The sequence below is a fragment of the Asticcacaulis sp. AC402 genome (assembly GCF_000495835.1).
Taxonomy (GTDB): Bacteria; Pseudomonadota; Alphaproteobacteria; order Caulobacterales; family Caulobacteraceae; genus Asticcacaulis.
This window is the reverse complement of sequence record NZ_AWGC01000001.1, coordinates 13323-29987: the sequence shown is the minus strand read 5'-3', so window position 1 is coordinate 29987 and position 16665 is coordinate 13323. Positions and strand designations below refer to the sequence as shown.

Sequence of the window (16665 nt, the reverse complement as noted above, 5' to 3'; positions counted from 1 at the left end):
ACCAGCGCAATCCGATAAGGTGTGTGGCACCCGCACGGGCGCTCCCGTTTTCGGATAAATTGCGCGACAAAACAAAAGCGAAGAGCGGGACTTTGATTTCACCAAAACACGTCGCGCTCTAACGGAAAGGCTCGAAACAATCGTAGTTGCGCTGGTTGACGATCCGGCCATCGCGGAAGGTGAAAAAGGTTGCAATATGCGCCGTCATGACGTCGCCCGGCACCAGCTTGCCCAGCGGGATGGCGACCACGCCTTCCCAGGTCGCTTCAACGGCGGCGTAGTCGTCTGTGCACAGCAGAGTCTTGATATCATAGGTTTGGGATCTCAGAACGCCCTTGGCGCGTTCGAAATCGGCGCGCAGCTTTTCCAGACCTCGCCGGTCGCCTCTTGGCTTCAGCGGGTTGGGCCATTCGGTCTGAACAACGGCGCGATCGTAAAGGGCGAACAGGGCGTCGCCATCGCCGGCCTCCAGTGCCTTGTAGTAGCTGAGGATCAGTTCGCGGTTGCTGTCCTGGGGCATGGTGGTTTCCGTGGGGTTTTCCGGGCCGTTGGTCGGGACCCTGTATACACCACTCGGATCGTCCGCACGGCGACAAAATTGGCCGTCGGTGAACATTTGGGTTGTGTCGGTGGCGGCAAAGTCTTAGCTGAAATCACGATCCTTCCCTGTGCCAAATCGTGCTGTCAAATCGTCCCGAAAGCCTGACCCCGCCATGTCCGCCGAACTCGAATATCCAGATCCGCTTTTGACCTTCGCACCGGATAAACAGGTGAGCATCCGTGAGGTCTTCGGCGTCGATTCGGACATGATGGTTCCGGCGTTTTCTCACCGCGATTCGCATGTGCCGGACCTCGACACCGCCTACCGCTTCGACCCGCAGACTACCCTGGCTATCTGTGCCGGCTTTGCCCATAATCGCCGCGTTATGGTCCAGGGCTTTCATGGCACCGGCAAGTCGACCCACATCGAGCAGATCGCCGCCCGGCTGAACTGGCCAATGATCCGGGTCAACCTGGACAGCCACGTGTCGCGGATCGATCTGATCGGCAAGGACGCCATCGTGTTGAAGGACGGCCAGCAGGTCACCGAATTCCGCGAAGGTATTCTGCCGTGGTCATTGCAGCGCCCGGTCGCCCTGGTGTTCGACGAATACGACGCTGGCCGCCCCGATGTGATGTTCGTCATCCAGCGCGTGCTGGAGGCTTCGGGCCGCCTGACCCTGCTGGACCAGAACAAGGTCATCAAGCCGAACCCGTTCTTCCGGCTGTTCTCGACCACGAACACCATTGGTCTGGGCGACACGACCGGCCTCTACCACGGCACCCAGCAGATTAACCAGGGCCAGATGGACCGCTGGTCGTTGGTCACGACGCTGAACTATCTCTCTCACGAGGCCGAGGTCGAGATCGTCCTGGCCAAGGTGCCGGAGTTCGACACGCCTCAGCGCAAGCCGATGATCGAGGCCATGGTGCGCGTGGCCGACATGTCGCGTTCGGCCTTCTCCAATGGCGATATCTCGACCGTCATGTCGCCGCGGACGGTTATAACCTGGGCGCAGAACACCCTGATTTTTAACAACGATCCGGAACTGGCCTTCCGCCTGTCGTTCCTCAACAAGAGCGACGAACTGGAGCGCCATACCCTGGCCGAATTCTACCAGCGCGCCTTCGGTACCGACGTCAAGGAAAGCGCCCTGAAAGTGAAGGTTATCTGATTTTCTCCTCCCTACTGAACGTAGGGAGGGGGTGAGCGGTAAGCGAGTTGCGCCTGCCGCGCAAGGAAGCGGTGGAGGGTATCTTGTGGGCGGTGAAAGGCCCCCTCCGCCTCGACGCGTTTCGCCCCATAAGGGGGCTCACTTGCTCGCCACCTCCCTATGGAAGACATCGGGAGGAGAAGTTTAGAAAGATCCGCTGTATCCCATGGCGCAAAAGCCGACCATTCTAAGCGAACCGTTCAAGAAGGCGCTGATCCATTCGACCCGCGCCCTGGCGGAGGATGCTGACCTGGAGGTCGTCTTCGGCTCCGACGGACCGCGCCTTGACGGGCAGAAGCTGATTCTGCCGCATCCGCCGCGCGACCTGGCACCCAAGCTGGCCCAGCGAATCCGCGGCCAGGCAGATCGCATGGCGCTGCGCCGCGCCCATCATGACGCTGCCATTGATGCCCGTGCAAGGCCGCGTGATCACCAATCCGGCCAAGCGTTTGATGCTCTGGAAGCCGCGCGCCTTGAAGCCATCGGCGCCCGTGCCATGGCAGGCGTGCGGCTGAACTTGCAGGCGGCGCTGGAAAACGATCTTGAACGCTCGGGCCTGATGCGCAAGGAAGACAAGTCCGAACTGGGCCTGCCCGAGATACTGGGCCTGATGGCGCGTGAAGTGGTAACCGGAGATCCCGTGCCGCCCTCGGTCCAACGCGTGGTGAATATGCTGCGCCACGAGATCGCCGACAAGACCGGCGATGGTCTGGAAAAACTGGCCGGACTTATTCACGACCAGAAAGCCTTCTCCCAACAGGCACGCCAGGTGCTTACCGCTCTGGACCTTGTCGACGACAGCCTTGACGCCGAGGAAGAGAAGCAGAACGAGGGCGACGAAGGTGAGAACGACGGCGACAGCCCCCGGGACGACGCCGAACAAGACGAACAGCCTGACGACAGCGAGCAGCAGCCAGACCAGCCCGAGCCCGACCAGCAGGGCCAGGAACAGGCCCAGGAGGGCGAAGAAGACTACACCCAGATGTCGGGCGACCCGCAGATGGCGTCCGAAAACTCGACCGACGAGGTTCCCGACGGCGAGGCGGGCGAGGCTGATGTCCGCGACGAAGCGCCCTTTGCCGACAAGGTCAGGAAGGACTACGATGTATTCACCCGTCAGTTCGACGAGGTGATTGCCGCCGAGGAGCTGTGCGAGCCTGAGGAACTGGAGCGGCTGCGCGGGTTCCTGAATGCCCAACTGGCCAATATGGCGACCGTGGTGTCGCGTTTGGCCAACAAACTTCAGCGTAAGTTGATGGCGCAGCAGAGCCGGTCGTGGTCGTTCGACCTCGAAGAAGGCGTGCTGGACGCCGCCAAGCTGACCCGGGTGATCGTCGATCCGTCGGCCCCCTTGTCGTTCAAGCAGGAAAAGGACACGGAATTCCGCGACACGGTGGTGACGCTGTTGCTCGACAATTCCGGCTCGATGCGCGGGCGGCCGATCATGGTGGCCGCCATCTGCGCCGACGTGCTGGCGCGGACCCTGGAACGCTGCGGTGTCAAGGTCGAGATCCTGGGCTTCACCACCAAGGCGTGGAAGGGCGGGCTGTCGCGGGAAAAGTGGGTACGCGAAGGCAAGCCGGCCGGTCCGGGGCGGCTGAACGACCTGCGCCACATCATCTACAAGGCAGCGGATTCGCCGTGGCGCCGGACGCACAAGAATCTGGGCCTGATGATGCGCGAAGGCCTGTTGAAGGAAAACATCGACGGCGAAGCTCTGCAATGGGCCCATTCACGCCTGGTCAACCGGCCCGAGCAGCGCAAGATCCTGATGGTGATATCCGATGGCGCGCCGGTCGACGACTCGACCCTGAGCGTCAACAACGGCCACTATCTTGAAAACCACCTCCGCCGGGTGATCGCCGAAATCGAAGGCGGGCCCAAGAAGCAGGCCGGGCGCATCGAACTTGTCGCCATCGGCATCGGCCACGACGTCACACGCTACTACCAGCGCGCCTTGACCCTGATAGATGTGGAACATCTCGCCGGCGGGCTGATGGATAAGCTTACCGAATTGTTCCAGGAAAAGTGACGTTGGCGGACTCTGGAGCTGGAAGCGTGTTGATGGACTCAAAACTCCGCTCTCATACCAAGCCTCATAAAGAATGACGCTTGGTATTCGCATTTTTTCAGCTCAAGCGCCTCATGGCTCCTCGCGTAAGCTCGGGCGGGCAGTCGCCCTTGCCAATCCACGATGAGTCAAGGTCATCGAGGGTTGGTATAAGTTTTTGTTTTGTCGCGCAATTTCTCCGAAAACGGGGGCGCCCGTGCGGTGGCGTCCACTTTATCGGATTGCGCTCTAAGCGCCCTTGGCGTCGAGGCGTTCTTTCGCCCGTTTTGACGCACGTTGAGCTTCGGCCCAACTTTTTTCGACTCCGGTCGCAACGATGGTGCCGCCGGCTTTCGGCCAGATCTTCCATAGGCAGCTGTTGGGGCCGCGCGGATAAAGACCGACTTCGTATTCTATAGATTCAGTTTGCATCAATAGATGATATCAGCAAGTCAGATGGATTACAAACTGAGACCGATCATGAGATGGCTGAACCTGACGATCGCGGCACTTTTGCTCGCCTGGCCTGTCCAGGCCGAACTGCGCCCCTATGGTAGCGAGCGCGTCACTTTGCAGCCCTTGCCGAAGGCGGCTGATCCGAAACCATTGAATGCGCGGGTGAGCTATGCCGGTGGCTACCAGATTTTCGCCCACGGCACGTCGCAGATCATGGGTTTGTCTGACCTGGAGGTCACGGCCGATGGCCAGATAACCGCGCTCAGTGACCTTGGCGCCGTAGTGAGCTTTTCCCTTGGCGGCGGTGCGGTTAGAATCGATCTCCTGCGTGACCGCGACGGCAAGACCTCGATCAATCGCGACTATAACGATGCCGAGGACCTGGCGCTGGCGCCGGACGGTACGCGCTACGTCAGCTATGAGCGCATGCACCGCATCATGGTCTACAAGCCTGGTGTGGCTTGGAACGGAACGCCAGCTCAGTTGGCGGTGCCTGGTTTGCCAGGCCTGCCCAATAATGAGGGTTTGGAGGGGCTGGCCTATGTCGGTGGGCAATTGCTGGCCGGCGCCGAGTCAGGCGGCTTCTGGCTGTGCGGCACGGCGGCGCCCGGCTGTAAGGCTATCGACGGGCCGGCAGTGCCGGGGTTTATGTACAAGCTGGTCTCGCTGGCGCCGCTCCCGGGCCGCGACGACGAGGTGCTGGCGCTGTATCGCTTCTATTCCCCCTTCAGCACGCCGCGCGCGATCCTGACCCGATTGCGGCTGAAGGACGGCCGTCTGGTCAAGATCGACGACCTGGCGCGCGTGCCGCTGGCGGTCGCTGACAACTATGAAGGCGTGGCGGCGGTCAAAACCGACAGTGGCTACCGCCTGTACCTGATCTCCGACAGCCTGCAGGATGATGGCCGGCCCAGACTGCTGATGTTCGACTGGAAGCGTTAGAGCGCTGTCCGATAAAGTTTGACGCACGTTTCGGATAAACTGCGCGATAAAACACAAACCTGGAGCGGGATTTTGAGTCCATCAAAACTCATCCCGCTCTAGCTTGAGCTAAAAAAATCCGGATACCAGGCCTCATTCGATGCGACAATGAGTAGCTGTATTTTTTGTTTACAAGGGGTGCGCAGTTCAGGATTGTTAAGATGAACGCAATGTATTCTGGATTCGCTCATGTCGTTTAGATCTGTTTCGAGCGCCACTGCGCTTTTGTTCACCATTCTTTGCGCTACGCTCGTCTTTTTCCCGCAACCGATTTACTGGCTTTTTGGCTTGGACCCTCATGCGCTTGGTGATTTCATGGCGAGGCGGGCCGGCGTACTGTTTTTGGGACTGGCCTTGATCGTATGGCTCACGAGAGAAACTGGGGACCCCGCGGTGCAGAAGGCGATATGCCTGGCCTTAGCCGTTATGATGTTGGGTCTGGCTGCGATGGGAACCTTTGAATTCGCGCGCGGATACGCTGAACCAGGTATCTGGCTCGCGATTGTTGGAGAGATCACCATCGGCGCCGCCTATGTGCACGTTTGGCGACGCACGAGGGCCTGATGCCGTCGAGTGTGAAGCGATGCAACCCCTATAGCGCAATCCGATAAAGTGTGACGCACCCGCACGGGCGCTCCCGTTTTCGGATAAATTGCGCGACAAAACAAAAACTTAGAGCGAGATGGCGATTCTGCCTAAAGCCATCCCGCTCTAGCTCCGTCTCTGTTCACTGGCCAGAGAGGCCATGAACAGAGTGAAGCGCAATGAAGCGACGCAAAACTGATGCTGGGGCGACTTGCCGTCGTTTCCAGATCCACCGACGGCAGAAACTACGTCGGCCTACAGCCTAAAACGGTTCCACGCCCAAACTCGCGGGGAGGTATAATTGCCTCTCGTGCAGACACCGGCCAGGCGTGGTGAGGAAAGATGGAAGCCAAGCCAAGGCTTGCTGACCGTGATGCACCTCCTGTTGGCAAGCCGCGGAACCGGACGCGTCAGGGCTTGGCGCCTGGCGGCGGATACCCCATCGCGGCGTCATCCAGCACCAGAATCCAGTCGGGGCCGATTGGCGGACTTTTTATCTTCAGCGCCCCCTTGCTGTTGCTCATATTGCTGACCCAGGTCGCGAAACCGGTGCGCGGATCATACCACCAGACACGGAGCAGGGACGCATTGAGTTTCGAAAGATCGATTGTCACCATTCGATCGTTGAGCGGCATATAGACAAAAGCATAGGTGCCGGCGGTATCGCGCGTCGCCGTCATATGCAGGTTGCCGCTGCCCTGGCCCTCAACGATCAGGCTGTCGTCGGGAATGCGGTCCAGTTGCGGTCGCGATTCGATCAGGTCCCGCAGATACATCATCTGGCGGCCACCCGGCCGGTGCAGGGCGCTCACCCAGTCCATCTTGGCATGGTTGATGACATCGTTGCGCGGACCCACCATGCCCCAGATCGAATGGTGGCCATAGGTAACGCCAGCGGCGCCGGCAAACACCGATCGGTAGGTTTGTTTGCGTACATCATAGTCGTCAAAATAACCGGTAGATGCGTCCCAGCGTGGCCAGGAATTGTAGGGATGGTCCTCGTAATTGGGTTCCAGATCCAGGGTCGGCTTGGGTCTGGCCAAGGTAAAGTCGTGAGCGATCATCTCCCAAACAGGCACGTCGTGGCCACCGCCGTGACCGCTCTGCATGCCGTGGATATCCAGCCAGTCGGCATCAGCCAGGGTATAGGAGGTGCCTTGCGGGCCGCCATTGGGGTGATAGGCGATCAAGGGATCTCGGCCACAGGCGGTAGCGATACCCTTGGCCATGGCGGCCCAGACCGGACGATAATCGATGCCGTCATGTTCGGGCGGGCGATCGCCACCCAGAACCCACACGATATTGCTTCGGCATTTGAGGTGCCCGGCCAGGAAGCGGCCATAGGCTTCGGCCCGGCCCGGGTCGGATGGCGGAAAAATCTGCGGTCCTGTCCCCCACATGGTCGTGACCTTGTCGCCCCAGGTTGGCAGCAGGCCGACATAAAGGCCATGGGTCTCCGCGCGTTCAACCACCTCCGCGACGCGGTCGAAATAGGCCAGGTTGGGTTTGGACGGATCGTCATTTTGAAAGGGTGTCAGGCCATCGGGTGTTGGCTTGCGCAGACCGTCAACCTCACCCAGGACAACGGTCTGGACAATCGTATAGCCTTGGCGCGACCGGGTTTTAAGGTAATAGGTCTGCTCATCGGGTGTGGCGGCATGGATCAGTTCCCATGCCGTGTCGCCCAGCCAGAAGAAGGGCTTTCCATCTGGGGTGACGAAATAATGGCCATTGGGCGAAACTGACAAAGGAGGTAGCGGCTTGGCCGCAGCGGGGACGGCTAAGGCCGCGAGGATGGCGGCGAGGGCGATCAGGCGCATGGTTCTCTCCCGGTGTTTTGGGAGCAGCCTATCCGGAAATGCGGCAACAAAAAACCCCGGACCTTGCGGGCCGGGGCTCTTGGAATGCTCGGTCCTGAGACCACCAGAAAACTTACGATCGGAAACCTTAGGCCTTAACGGCCAGTTTGTCTTTGATCTGCTTCTTCAGGCGACGGGCGCGTAGCGACAGATCAGCATCATCGGCCTTGACCAGGAAGGTGTCCAGACCGCCGCGGAAGTCGAGCGTGCGCAGGGCTGCGTTCGAGATCTTCAGGCGGAAAGACTGACCCAGGGCATCGGACTGCAGGGCGGTTTGACGCAGAGACGGCAGGAAGCGGCGCTTCGTCTTGACATTTGAGTGGCTCACGCTGTGGCCGACCATGGGACCGACACCGGTGAGTTCGCAACGACGCGACATGGGTTTCTACCTTCGAGTAAAGATAACAGGATGTGGCGGCCAGAGGTCCTCGGGCCGCCAGGAGGGGCGTTCCATAACCAACGCAGGCTAAGAGGTCAAGGGCAAAACCGCATTTTTGCGGTCTTGTCCTTGCCAGCCTTAACTGTCGAGCGAACGAAAGCGCCTGCCGCTGAAGGCCAGTGGGGTGTCCGGATCAGGCCGGACGACCAACTGATAGTCGTCGCGCCAGATGATTTCGCGCGGCTGCGCCAGCTTGATCGCCTGGACGGGAACGCCGCCTTCGCTGACCAGCCAGGCGCAGTAACGTGCCCGCTGGATGCATTCGGTGGCGTCCGGCTGGAACCAGCACACTCCATAGACGCTGCCGCGTCGCTTGAAATGGCGGCCGACCCGTCCGGGGATCGGCAGGTGCGCGTTAAACCAGTCGAATTGCAGATCGAGTTCGCGGTGGATCCAGTCCGGACAACCGACCTCGCGCAAGTACCAGGACGCACGAAAAAAGCCCGTCTCCGCGCCCGTGGTTCGGTCGCGGAGCGGCGTAACAAACCGCACATACATGATGTAATCGCGCCGCGGGTTGCGGCGCACCTTCCTGAGTCTTGATTTTGGGACAGATGAAGCGCCCTCGGGCGCTAGTTCGCCACGGAAGACGGGTTCGTCGCGGGAGACGGGGGCGGTGCGCCGTTCACGGTGATTTTCACGGTGAGTCTCCAGACAGGAAGGTTGAACAGGCGGCGGACATATGCCGGAAATACCGTGCGAGGCAATATGGTTGAAAATGAAACCTGTAACTGTGTCGATCGGGCCACAAAAAAAGCCCCCGGAACGATGTCCGGGGGCTGGCTCGACGACACGGACGGAATACCGGTTCAGAAGAAGCCCAGTTTCTGCGGGGCATAGGAGACCAGCAGGTTCTTGGTCTGCTGGTAATGACCCAGCATCATCTTGTGGGTTTCGCGGCCGATACCCGACTGCTTGTAGCCGCCGAACGCTGCGTGCGCGGGGTAGGCGTGGTAGCAGTTGGTCCAGATGCGGCCGGCCTGAATGCCGCGGCCGGCGCGGTAGGCCAGGTTCATGTCGCGCGACCACACCCCGGCGCCCAGGCCGTAGACCGTGTCGTTGGCGATTTCGATGGCTTCCTCGACGGTCTTGAAGGTGGTTACCGACACGACCGGGCCAAAGATCTCCTCCTGGAAGACGCGCATCTTGTTGTGGCCTTCGAAGACCGTCGGCTGGATGTAGAAGCCGTCATTGAGGTCGCCGCCAAGCCGGGTGATATCTCCGCCGGTCAGAACTTTGGCGCCTTCATTGCGACCGATCTCGAGGTAGCGGCGGATCTTGTCGTATTGTTCTTGTGACGCCTGGGCGCCGATCATTGTGCCCATATCCAGCGGATCGCCCTGGGTGATCGCCTTCACACGGGCCAGGGCCTTTTCCATAAAGCGGTCGTAGATGGATTCGTGCACCAGGGCGCGCGACGGACAGGTGCAGACCTCGCCCTGGTTGAGGGCGAAGAAGGCGAATCCTTCCAGCGCCTTGTCGAGGAAGGCGTCGTCCTCAGCCATGACATCGGCGAAGAAGACGTTGGGGGATTTGCCACCCAGTTCCAGGGTAATGTTGGTCACGTTGTCGGCGGCATAGCGCATGATCTCCTTGCCGACCGCTGTCGAGCCGGTGAAGGCGACCTTGGCGATACGCGGACTCTGGGCCAGGGGCTTGCCGGCTTCGATGCCGGTTCCGTTGACGATGTTGAGCACCCCCGGCGGCAGCAGGTCGTGGATCAGTTCAGCTACCACCAGGATCGAGGCGGGAGTCTGTTCGGCAGGTTTAAGGATAACGCAGTTGCCGGCGGCCAGGGCGGGCGCCAGTTTCCATGCCGCCATCAGGATTGGGAAGTTCCACGGAATGATCTGACCGACCACGCCCAGGGGCTCATGGAAATGATAGGCGACGGTGTCGTTGTCGATCTCGCCGATCGAGCCTTCCTGGGCGCGAATGCAGCCAGCAAAATAGCGGAAATGGTCGACGGCCAGGGGAATATCGGCAACCGTGGTTTCACGCAGCGGCTTGCCATTGTCCCAGGTTTCGGCCTCGGCGATCAGGGGCAGGTTGGCTTCGATACGGTCAGCGATCTTGAGCAGGATGTTGGAGCGTTCTGTGACCGAGGTCCGGCCCCAGGCGTCTTTGGCGCGGTGGGCGGCGTCCAGGGCGAGGTCGATATCTTCCGACGTGGAGCGCGGGACTTCGCACAGCTTGCGGCCATTGACCGGCGACAGGTTGTCCATGTAGCGGCCCTGCACCGGCTCAATCCACTCGCCGCCGATATAGTTGCCATAGCGCGTGCGGAATGGGGTTCCGGCGTCGATCAGGCGTTCGAACTTGGTCATCTGTGATCCTCCTGTGGGTCATTACGGCGGGTTGTGCCCCGTCCAGCTTGACGATGAGGCTGCGCCCAAACGGCCGGGTCCGGCAACAGCGGCAGGAGGTGTGAGCAGCGGATTGACCGGGTTTTTCGCAAGCTTTGCGCCTGGGTGTCGCGCCCCGCGGCGGTTGTCGCGGTGGTGTCGCAAATTGCGACGGTTGGGGCGTGTGTCCGGATCAATCTTGCTGTGATCACGTGCGAATTGGCTTGCGCCCGGGCGGCGATGGGCATTCAATCCGTTGCATTAACAACAGACCAGGGAGGCGGGACTTGATCCCTGCCCAGCCGTCTCAGATCGAAGCCGCCCGCAAGACCTTCTTTGCGGGCAAGGGCCTGCCTGTCGACCAGATTGGCCATGCCATTCTGCGGTCGTGGATCCGTTGCGCCGATATGGGATTGAACGAGTCCGCCACGCCCGGTTTTGCCGCGCCGACGCGATCGGAGCTGAAGGTGCTGCAGGAACGCCATGAAGCTTTGCGCCGGATCTGCCGGCCGGAATTGGATGCTCTGTATGGCGAGGCGCGTGAGCTGGCCGGCATCGTCGTCCTGACCAATGCCAGGGGTGAGATCCTTGATGCCGTGGGAGACCCCGCCTTTGCCGGGCGGGCGGCGGAGGTGGCTTTGCGGCCGGGCGCCCAGTGGAGCGAGGATGGCACAGGCACCAATGCCATCGGAACAGCGATCGCCGAACGTCGCGCCGTCGTGGTCAATGGCGCCGAACACTATTTCCGCGGCCACCAGAATTTGAGCTGTGCTGCCACGCCGATCATCGATCCGCGCGGCGCCACCTTAGGTGTACTGGATATCTCGACGCCGTCGACCCTGCCGGCCGGACAGATGCTGGGCATGGTGCGCATGGCTGTGGAGCAGATCGAGCATCGCTTGTTTCGCGGCGGCTTCGAAGGCTGCCAGACCCTGCGGTTCCAGACCGATCCGGCGCTTCTGGGCGCCGCGCGCGAGGGCATCCTGGTGTTTCGCGACGGTGTCGTGGTAGCCGCCAACCGGCGCGGCCTGTCCCTGGTCGGGCGCAGCTGGGATGGCCTGGATAGCCTGCACCTGGAAGACCTGTTCAACGCTGCCGCCTTAAGCAGCGGGTCATTGCACGGGCGTGACGGGCGAGAGTTCGTTGCCCGCCTGGATGATGACGGTTTAGCCCATGCGCCGCTTGCGCTGGCAACGTCGTCGCTTGTGGATCTGGAACTGGCCACTATCCGCAATGCCCTGGCCGTCCACAATGGCAGCGTCAGCGCGGCAGCCCGTCAACTGGGAATTCACCGAAGCACGATTTACCGCCGGATGGCGGGACAATAGAAAAGCCTCCCAGGCGTACCTGAGAGGCTCTTCTCGTATCCGACAATCGGACGGCTTACGCCGCCTTGGTCAGGTTCTTGTTGAGCAGGGCAACGGCGGCGTCACGGTCGATCTTTTCGATCGCGGCGACTTCACGGGCCATGCGGTCAAGCGCCGACTCATAGAGTTGGCGCTCGGAGTAGGATTGTTCCGGCTGGCTGTCCGAACGGTACAGGTCGCGCACGACCTCGGCCAGCGACACCAGGCAGCCGGAGTTGATCTTGGCTTCATATTCCTGAGCGCGGCGAGACCACATGGTGCGCTTGATACGGGCGCGGCCCTTCAGAGTCACCAGCGCCTGCGACATGACGGCGTCCGCGGCCAGGTGGCGCAGGCCGGCGGTCTTGGCCTTCTTGGTTGGGACGCGCAGTGTCATCTTTTCGTGGTCGAAGGTGACGACAAAAACTTCCAGAGCGTAACCAGCCACTTCCTGAGTCTCGACGGCAGCAACGGTACCAACGCCGTGCGCCGGATAGACGACCTTGTCGCCTACGGAGAAATCAAAACGGGAGAGGGTGAGGGTGTCTGCGGACATGGGTGCGTCCCTTTCGCTCAAGGTTGTGACCGGACGCGGATGTTAACCATAGTCTGAACGGAGTGTCAGAAGCTGGCAGGCCTGCACCGGGGAGGGGGCAGACATGTCGAGTGCGCACAAAAAAACTGACCGGGAAGGTACTGCCCTTCTGGTCTTTATGTGCGCGCTACTTCCTGACTAAGACAAGGTTGGCATCCGACCTGCGTCGATGGCGCGTCACAGGCTGGGATAAGAAGCCCGGTCTGAACGCATAAAACATACGAAGATATGCGCGGATCGTGGAGGTCCAGAATATGTCCCGAAGGACAGGCAGGGCCCAAGCGACTCTTGCAATACAAAAGTATATATCACAATTTTGCGACAAGATAAAGTCTCGGTAAGCCCCTGCCGGACGCGAACGCAAACAGTCCGGATTCAACCGTTTACGCAGGTTGCGTGGTATTTATTTACCCTCGCCGGGCTTTTCCGAAAAATATTTTTCGAATTTTCCGGTTTCGCGCTCAAAGTCCTCGCCGTCCTCAGGCGGCGTGCCTTTTTTCGAGATGTTCGGCCAGACGGCGGCATATTTCGTGTTGATTTCCAACCACTTGGTGCCCTCGTCTTCTGTGTCCGGCTTGATGGCGTCGACCGGGCATTCGGGTTCGCAGACCCCGCAGTCGATGCATTCGTCCGGGTTGATGACCAGGAAGTTCTCGCCTTCATAGAAGCAATCGACCGGACACACCTCGACGCAGTCCATGAACTTGCACTTTATGCAGGGGTCTTTGACAATATAGGTCATAGCACTCAGGCCTTTTCGAATGGGTGCGTCATGCAAACTTAAGCCCGCAATGTCAACCCTATGCCGCTGACGATAAAGCCATTTGTTCTAATCGGAAACGTTAGCCCGATAGAGGGTTTGGGCCTGCGGTGCCGGTCCGCGGCGCTCGCCCGTATCGAGGATTTCGACATCGATCAGACGCGATCCGAGGGCGAAAATCAGCCGGTCGCCGGGCTTGATCGCCTGCGACGATTTGACCACCCTGTTAACCAGGCCAAAGCGTTCCAAGCGGACATGGCCTGAGTCGCACATTTGGGCCGACAAGGCGCGCGTCTTGAAGAAACGGGCGCGCCACAGCCAGACATCGATACGAACGGATTGTGCGGTTTCGGTCATGGCGAGGATATGGTTGGTGGGGACGGGCTTGTAAAGACTGGAACGCAGTCGGTGCCGATCCTGATACCAAGCCTCATAAAGAATGACGCTTGGTATTCGCATTTTTTCAGCTCAAGCGCCGCATGGCTCCTCGCAAAAGCTCGGGCGCGCAGTCGCGCTTGCCAACCCACGATGAGTCAAGGTCATCGAGGGTTGGTATGAATCCGCCGCGCAGCGGCATGCACTCAAAGTGGGTCCACAGATTACACAGATTTTTGGAGGCTTAATCCGTGCGAAGCGCGCCAAATCCTTCCGATCCGTGTAATCTGTGGACGACTTAACATGAAATTCCGCTGCGCGGAGGTTCAGGATATCCGAGAATCCACATGTGTGCTTCGGTTTCCCGTACGAAAAAGCCCCGCCGAAGCGGGGCTGATCGGGATCGACCTTCAAGCGCCTACTTTGGCGCCAAAATCATGATCATCTGCTTGCCTTCCATCCGAGGCTCGTATTCGACCTTGGTGGTGGGCTCGAAGTCGGCCTTGACCTTGTTCAACAGCTTCATGCCCAGTTCCGGGTGCGCCATTTCACGGCCACGGAAACGCAGGGTCACCTTGACCTTGTCGCCTTCCTCGAAGAAGCGGGTCATGGCCTTGGCCTTGACCTCATAATCATGGATGTCGATGTTGGGACGAAGCTTGATTTCCTTGATCTCGACGACCTTCTGCTTCTTGCGGGCTTCGGCCTTCTTCTTCTGTTCCTGGAAGCGGAACTTGCCGTAGTCAAGAATTTTGCAGACGGGAGGATCAGCAGTGGGAGAGACCTCGACGAGGTCCAGGCCAGCTTCTTCTGCGGCTTCGAGCGCGGAGGAAGTAGGCATGATGCCTTGCTTCTCACCGTTCTGGTCAATCAACAATACGCGGGGGACTTTGATGTCCTGGTTGATGCGGGGGCCGTCTTTGGGAGGCGGGGCTTGGATCGGGCGACGAATAGGTCGTTCTCCTACGATAGTTAATGGTAACGGGTGAGGCTCTCAAAAGAGTCGCGCGGGATTATGCCGAAAGGAGGCCCTGACCGCAATTCCTAATATGCCGAAGCGGTTAAATTTTCAGGAATTAACGCGACTGTTGTATTTGCGCGAAGTTAATATAAGCAACGCCCGATAGACATCAAGGGTGCGTTCGCACATCCCATCCAGGCCGAAGTGTGCCTTGACATGGGCACGGCCGGCCACGCCCATGTCAAATCGCACCTCGTCCGAAAGCGCCATGGCGATCTTTATCGCATCCGCCCAGGCTGCCGCGTCGCCCGGTTTGACCAGCCAGCCCGTTATCCCGTCGGCCACGGTTTCGACCGTGGCGCCATGGGCGGCGGCAAGCGGCGGCCGCTGCATGGCCTGGGGCTCAACCGCCGTGCGGCCGAAGGCTTCGGGTTCCAGAGATGGCGCCAGGGCGAAGTGGCACAGGCTGTAGGCGCTGGGCATGTCGCTGACATGGCCGACCAGCTTGACCTGGTTCTGAAGGCCATGGCTATCGATCAGCTTTTCGAGTTCGGCACGGTACTCGGTGCGGCCCTGATCGTCGCCGGCGATCAGGATCAGGAAATCGGTTATGCCCTGTTGTTTCAGCAGGTTGGCGGCTTCGATGATGAGGACCTGGCCCTTCCAGCGCGTCAGCCGCGCCGCCAGCAGGAAGCGGTTGCGGGTGTCGTTGTTGCCGGTGCCCCAGGCCTCGTCCAGCTTCATGATCTTGCGGACGTCGAAGCCTTCCGGGTCGAAGCGGTGCAGGTCGACGCCGCGCGGGATGCTGATTACGCGCTCGGGCAGGGCGTGGTTATAGGTTTTGAGGATATGGTCGCGGGTATAGTCCGAATTGGCAATGGTCATGTCGGCGCGCGTCATCTGGCTGTTGTACCAGCGCTTGAGGCCCGATTTGGCGTTGTAGATGCCGTGGTAGGTGGCGACGCTGCGGATCTTTTCGGCGCGGGCTGCGCCGATGGCGGCCATGGCCGGCGCGCGCGAACGGACATGAACGATATCGACCTTTTCGCGCCGGATCAGCGCGCGCAGAGCCTTGTGGTTTTTGAACTGGGTCAGCGGGTTCTTGCTGTGGACCGGCATCAGGACCACGGTGGCGCCGGCTTTCTGCAGGCTTTCGACCAGCCGGCCGCCCTTGGTAGCGACGATCGAGCGGCCGCCGGCCTTCAGAATGGCGGCGCTGACGTCGAGCACGGTCTGTTCGACGCCGCCGGTATCCAGTTCAGGCACGACCTGCAAAACGCAGCCGGTGAAGGAAGAGGTGGTCATAAAGCCTTGTGTGCCGTCTCCGGGCGTTTTAAGTCAAGACCATGTTGACGTCTTCCTATCGCGATACCCCCTCTTTTCTTGAGTCGTCTGGGGGCGACCGCATCGCCTATCGTCACCGGCGCGGTGACGGACCGACCATCCTGTGGCTGGGCGGCTTCCTGTCCGATATGAACGGCAGCAAGATCGCCGCAATCAGCTCCGTCGCAGCGGCCCGTGGCTGGGATTTTCTCTGCTTTGATTACTTCGCGCACGGGGAAACCGGCGGGGTTTTCGAAGAAGCCCGCGTCGGCCGGTGGCGCGACAATGTGCTGGCAGTGGCGGATAGCCTCACGGAAGGACCGGTAGTGGCCGTGGGCTCCAGCATGGGCGGGCATATGCTGTCGCTGCTGATCCGCGAACGGCCGGGCAAGGTCCAGGCGGCGGGCTTTATCGCGCCGGCGGCGGATTTCGCCACCAAGCTGATGTTGCCAAGCCTGTCACCGGAAGGCCAGCGGCAACTGGAAACTACCGGCGTTTACATGATGCCTGGCTATGAGCGGCCTGTGCCGTTGAGCCAGGCGTTTTTCGATGAGGCCACAGGCCATGAGGTGCTGAACGCACCGATTGCGTTCGATGGCCCGGTGCGGATCCTGCACGGCATGAAGGACGATATTGTGCCGTGGCAGCATGGCGTCCGGCTGCTGGAGGCGTTCTCGACGCCCGATGCGCAGATCCAGTTGATCAAGGATGGCGACCACCGGCTGTCGCGGGACCAGGATCTGGCCTTGTTGGTGCAGATGGTTGCCGAATTGCACGGAAATTGACATTTTATTAGAGATATGCCATTGTCGGCATGACTCCCAGATGGTGGCGGT

16 protein-coding genes are annotated in these 16665 nt (G+C 60.3%); 6 read left to right on the top strand and 10 right to left on the bottom strand.

Annotated features, from left to right (window positions below; genetic code table 11):
- Window positions 1-118 precede the first annotated feature (118 nt).
- Window positions 119-520, bottom strand: coding sequence for a nuclear transport factor 2 family protein (locus ABAC402_RS21330; RefSeq protein ID WP_031234968.1), 402 nt, complete (start codon window positions 518-520; stop codon window positions 119-121).
- A 193-nt stretch (window positions 521-713) separates the two neighbouring features.
- Here ABAC402_RS21330 and cobS point away from each other — a divergent pair, with 193 nt between their 5' ends.
- From cobS to ABAC402_RS21310, 4 genes are all read left to right on the top strand, one after another.
- On the top strand, window positions 714-1715 hold the full coding sequence (gene cobS / locus ABAC402_RS21325; protein ID WP_023447623.1) for a cobaltochelatase subunit CobS: 1002 nt from the start codon (window positions 714-716) through the stop codon (window positions 1713-1715).
- A 205-nt stretch (window positions 1716-1920) separates the two neighbouring features.
- Entirely contained in the window at window positions 1921-3786 is a 1866-nt protein-coding gene (gene cobT, locus ABAC402_RS21320; protein WP_023447622.1) for a cobaltochelatase subunit CobT, read from the top strand.
- A 498-nt stretch (window positions 3787-4284) separates the two neighbouring features.
- Window positions 4285-5202, top strand: a complete 918-nt coding sequence (locus ABAC402_RS21315; protein WP_023447621.1) for an esterase-like activity of phytase family protein — start codon at window positions 4285-4287, stop codon at window positions 5200-5202.
- A gap of 228 nt (window positions 5203-5430) precedes the next feature.
- The gene (locus ABAC402_RS21310; RefSeq protein ID WP_023447620.1) at window positions 5431-5805 is read left to right on the top strand and encodes a hypothetical protein; all 375 of its coding nucleotides are present in this window, start codon (window positions 5431-5433) and stop codon (window positions 5803-5805) included.
- A gap of 431 nt (window positions 5806-6236) precedes the next feature.
- Here ABAC402_RS21310 and ABAC402_RS21305 read toward each other — a convergent pair whose 3' ends face one another.
- The 4 genes from ABAC402_RS21305 to ABAC402_RS21290 form a co-directional block, all read right to left on the bottom strand.
- Window positions 6237-7646, bottom strand: coding sequence for a glycoside hydrolase family 140 protein (locus ABAC402_RS21305; RefSeq protein WP_023447619.1), 1410 nt, complete (start codon window positions 7644-7646; stop codon window positions 6237-6239).
- A gap of 127 nt (window positions 7647-7773) precedes the next feature.
- Window positions 7774-8064 carry a 50S ribosomal protein L28 gene (rpmB, locus tag ABAC402_RS21300; RefSeq protein ID WP_023447618.1) on the bottom strand — a complete coding sequence of 97 codons (291 nt, stop codon included), beginning with the start codon at window positions 8062-8064 and terminating at the stop codon, window positions 7774-7776.
- Between the two features lie 138 nt (window positions 8065-8202).
- Window positions 8203-8622, bottom strand: a complete 420-nt coding sequence (locus ABAC402_RS21295; protein WP_031234967.1) for a hypothetical protein — start codon at window positions 8620-8622, stop codon at window positions 8203-8205.
- Window positions 8623-8933: 311 nt separating this feature from the next.
- On the bottom strand, window positions 8934-10451 hold the full coding sequence (locus tag ABAC402_RS21290) for an aldehyde dehydrogenase family protein (protein WP_023447616.1): 1518 nt from the start codon (window positions 10449-10451) through the stop codon (window positions 8934-8936).
- 305 nt (window positions 10452-10756) lie between these two features.
- Between ABAC402_RS21290 and ABAC402_RS21285 the strand changes: the two genes are divergently transcribed.
- Window positions 10757-11797: a sigma-54-dependent Fis family transcriptional regulator gene (locus ABAC402_RS21285; protein WP_023447615.1), complete on the top strand. Its 1041-nt coding sequence runs from the start codon at window positions 10757-10759 to the stop codon at window positions 11795-11797.
- A 55-nt stretch (window positions 11798-11852) separates the two neighbouring features.
- Here the strand turns inward: ABAC402_RS21285 and ABAC402_RS21280 are convergent, their stop codons facing one another.
- The 5 genes from ABAC402_RS21280 to ABAC402_RS21260 all read right to left on the bottom strand — a co-directional run bounded on the left by ABAC402_RS21280 (window position 11853) and on the right by ABAC402_RS21260 (window position 15811).
- Window positions 11853-12371 carry a CarD family transcriptional regulator gene (locus ABAC402_RS21280; RefSeq protein WP_023447614.1) on the bottom strand — a complete coding sequence of 173 codons (519 nt, stop codon included), beginning with the start codon at window positions 12369-12371 and terminating at the stop codon, window positions 11853-11855.
- 442 nt (window positions 12372-12813) lie between these two features.
- Window positions 12814-13152, bottom strand: a complete 339-nt coding sequence (gene fdxA / locus ABAC402_RS21275) for a ferredoxin FdxA (protein ID WP_023447613.1) — start codon at window positions 13150-13152, stop codon at window positions 12814-12816.
- Window positions 13153-13239: 87 nt separating this feature from the next.
- Window positions 13240-13527 (bottom strand): RNA-binding S4 domain-containing protein, encoded by a 288-nt coding sequence (locus ABAC402_RS21270; RefSeq protein ID WP_023447612.1) that lies wholly within the window; start codon window positions 13525-13527, stop codon window positions 13240-13242.
- Window positions 13528-13963: 436 nt separating this feature from the next.
- Window positions 13964-14485, bottom strand: a complete 522-nt coding sequence (gene infC / locus ABAC402_RS21265) for a translation initiation factor IF-3 (RefSeq protein WP_031234966.1) — start codon at window positions 14483-14485, stop codon at window positions 13964-13966.
- Between the two features lie 129 nt (window positions 14486-14614).
- Window positions 14615-15811 carry a glycosyltransferase family 4 protein gene (locus ABAC402_RS21260; RefSeq protein WP_023447610.1) on the bottom strand — a complete coding sequence of 399 codons (1197 nt, stop codon included), beginning with the start codon at window positions 15809-15811 and terminating at the stop codon, window positions 14615-14617.
- Between the two features lie 41 nt (window positions 15812-15852).
- Between ABAC402_RS21260 and ABAC402_RS21255 the strand changes: the two genes are divergently transcribed.
- Entirely contained in the window at window positions 15853-16614 is a 762-nt protein-coding gene (locus ABAC402_RS21255; RefSeq protein WP_023447609.1) for a carboxylesterase, read from the top strand.
- Window positions 16615-16665 lie beyond the last annotated feature (51 nt).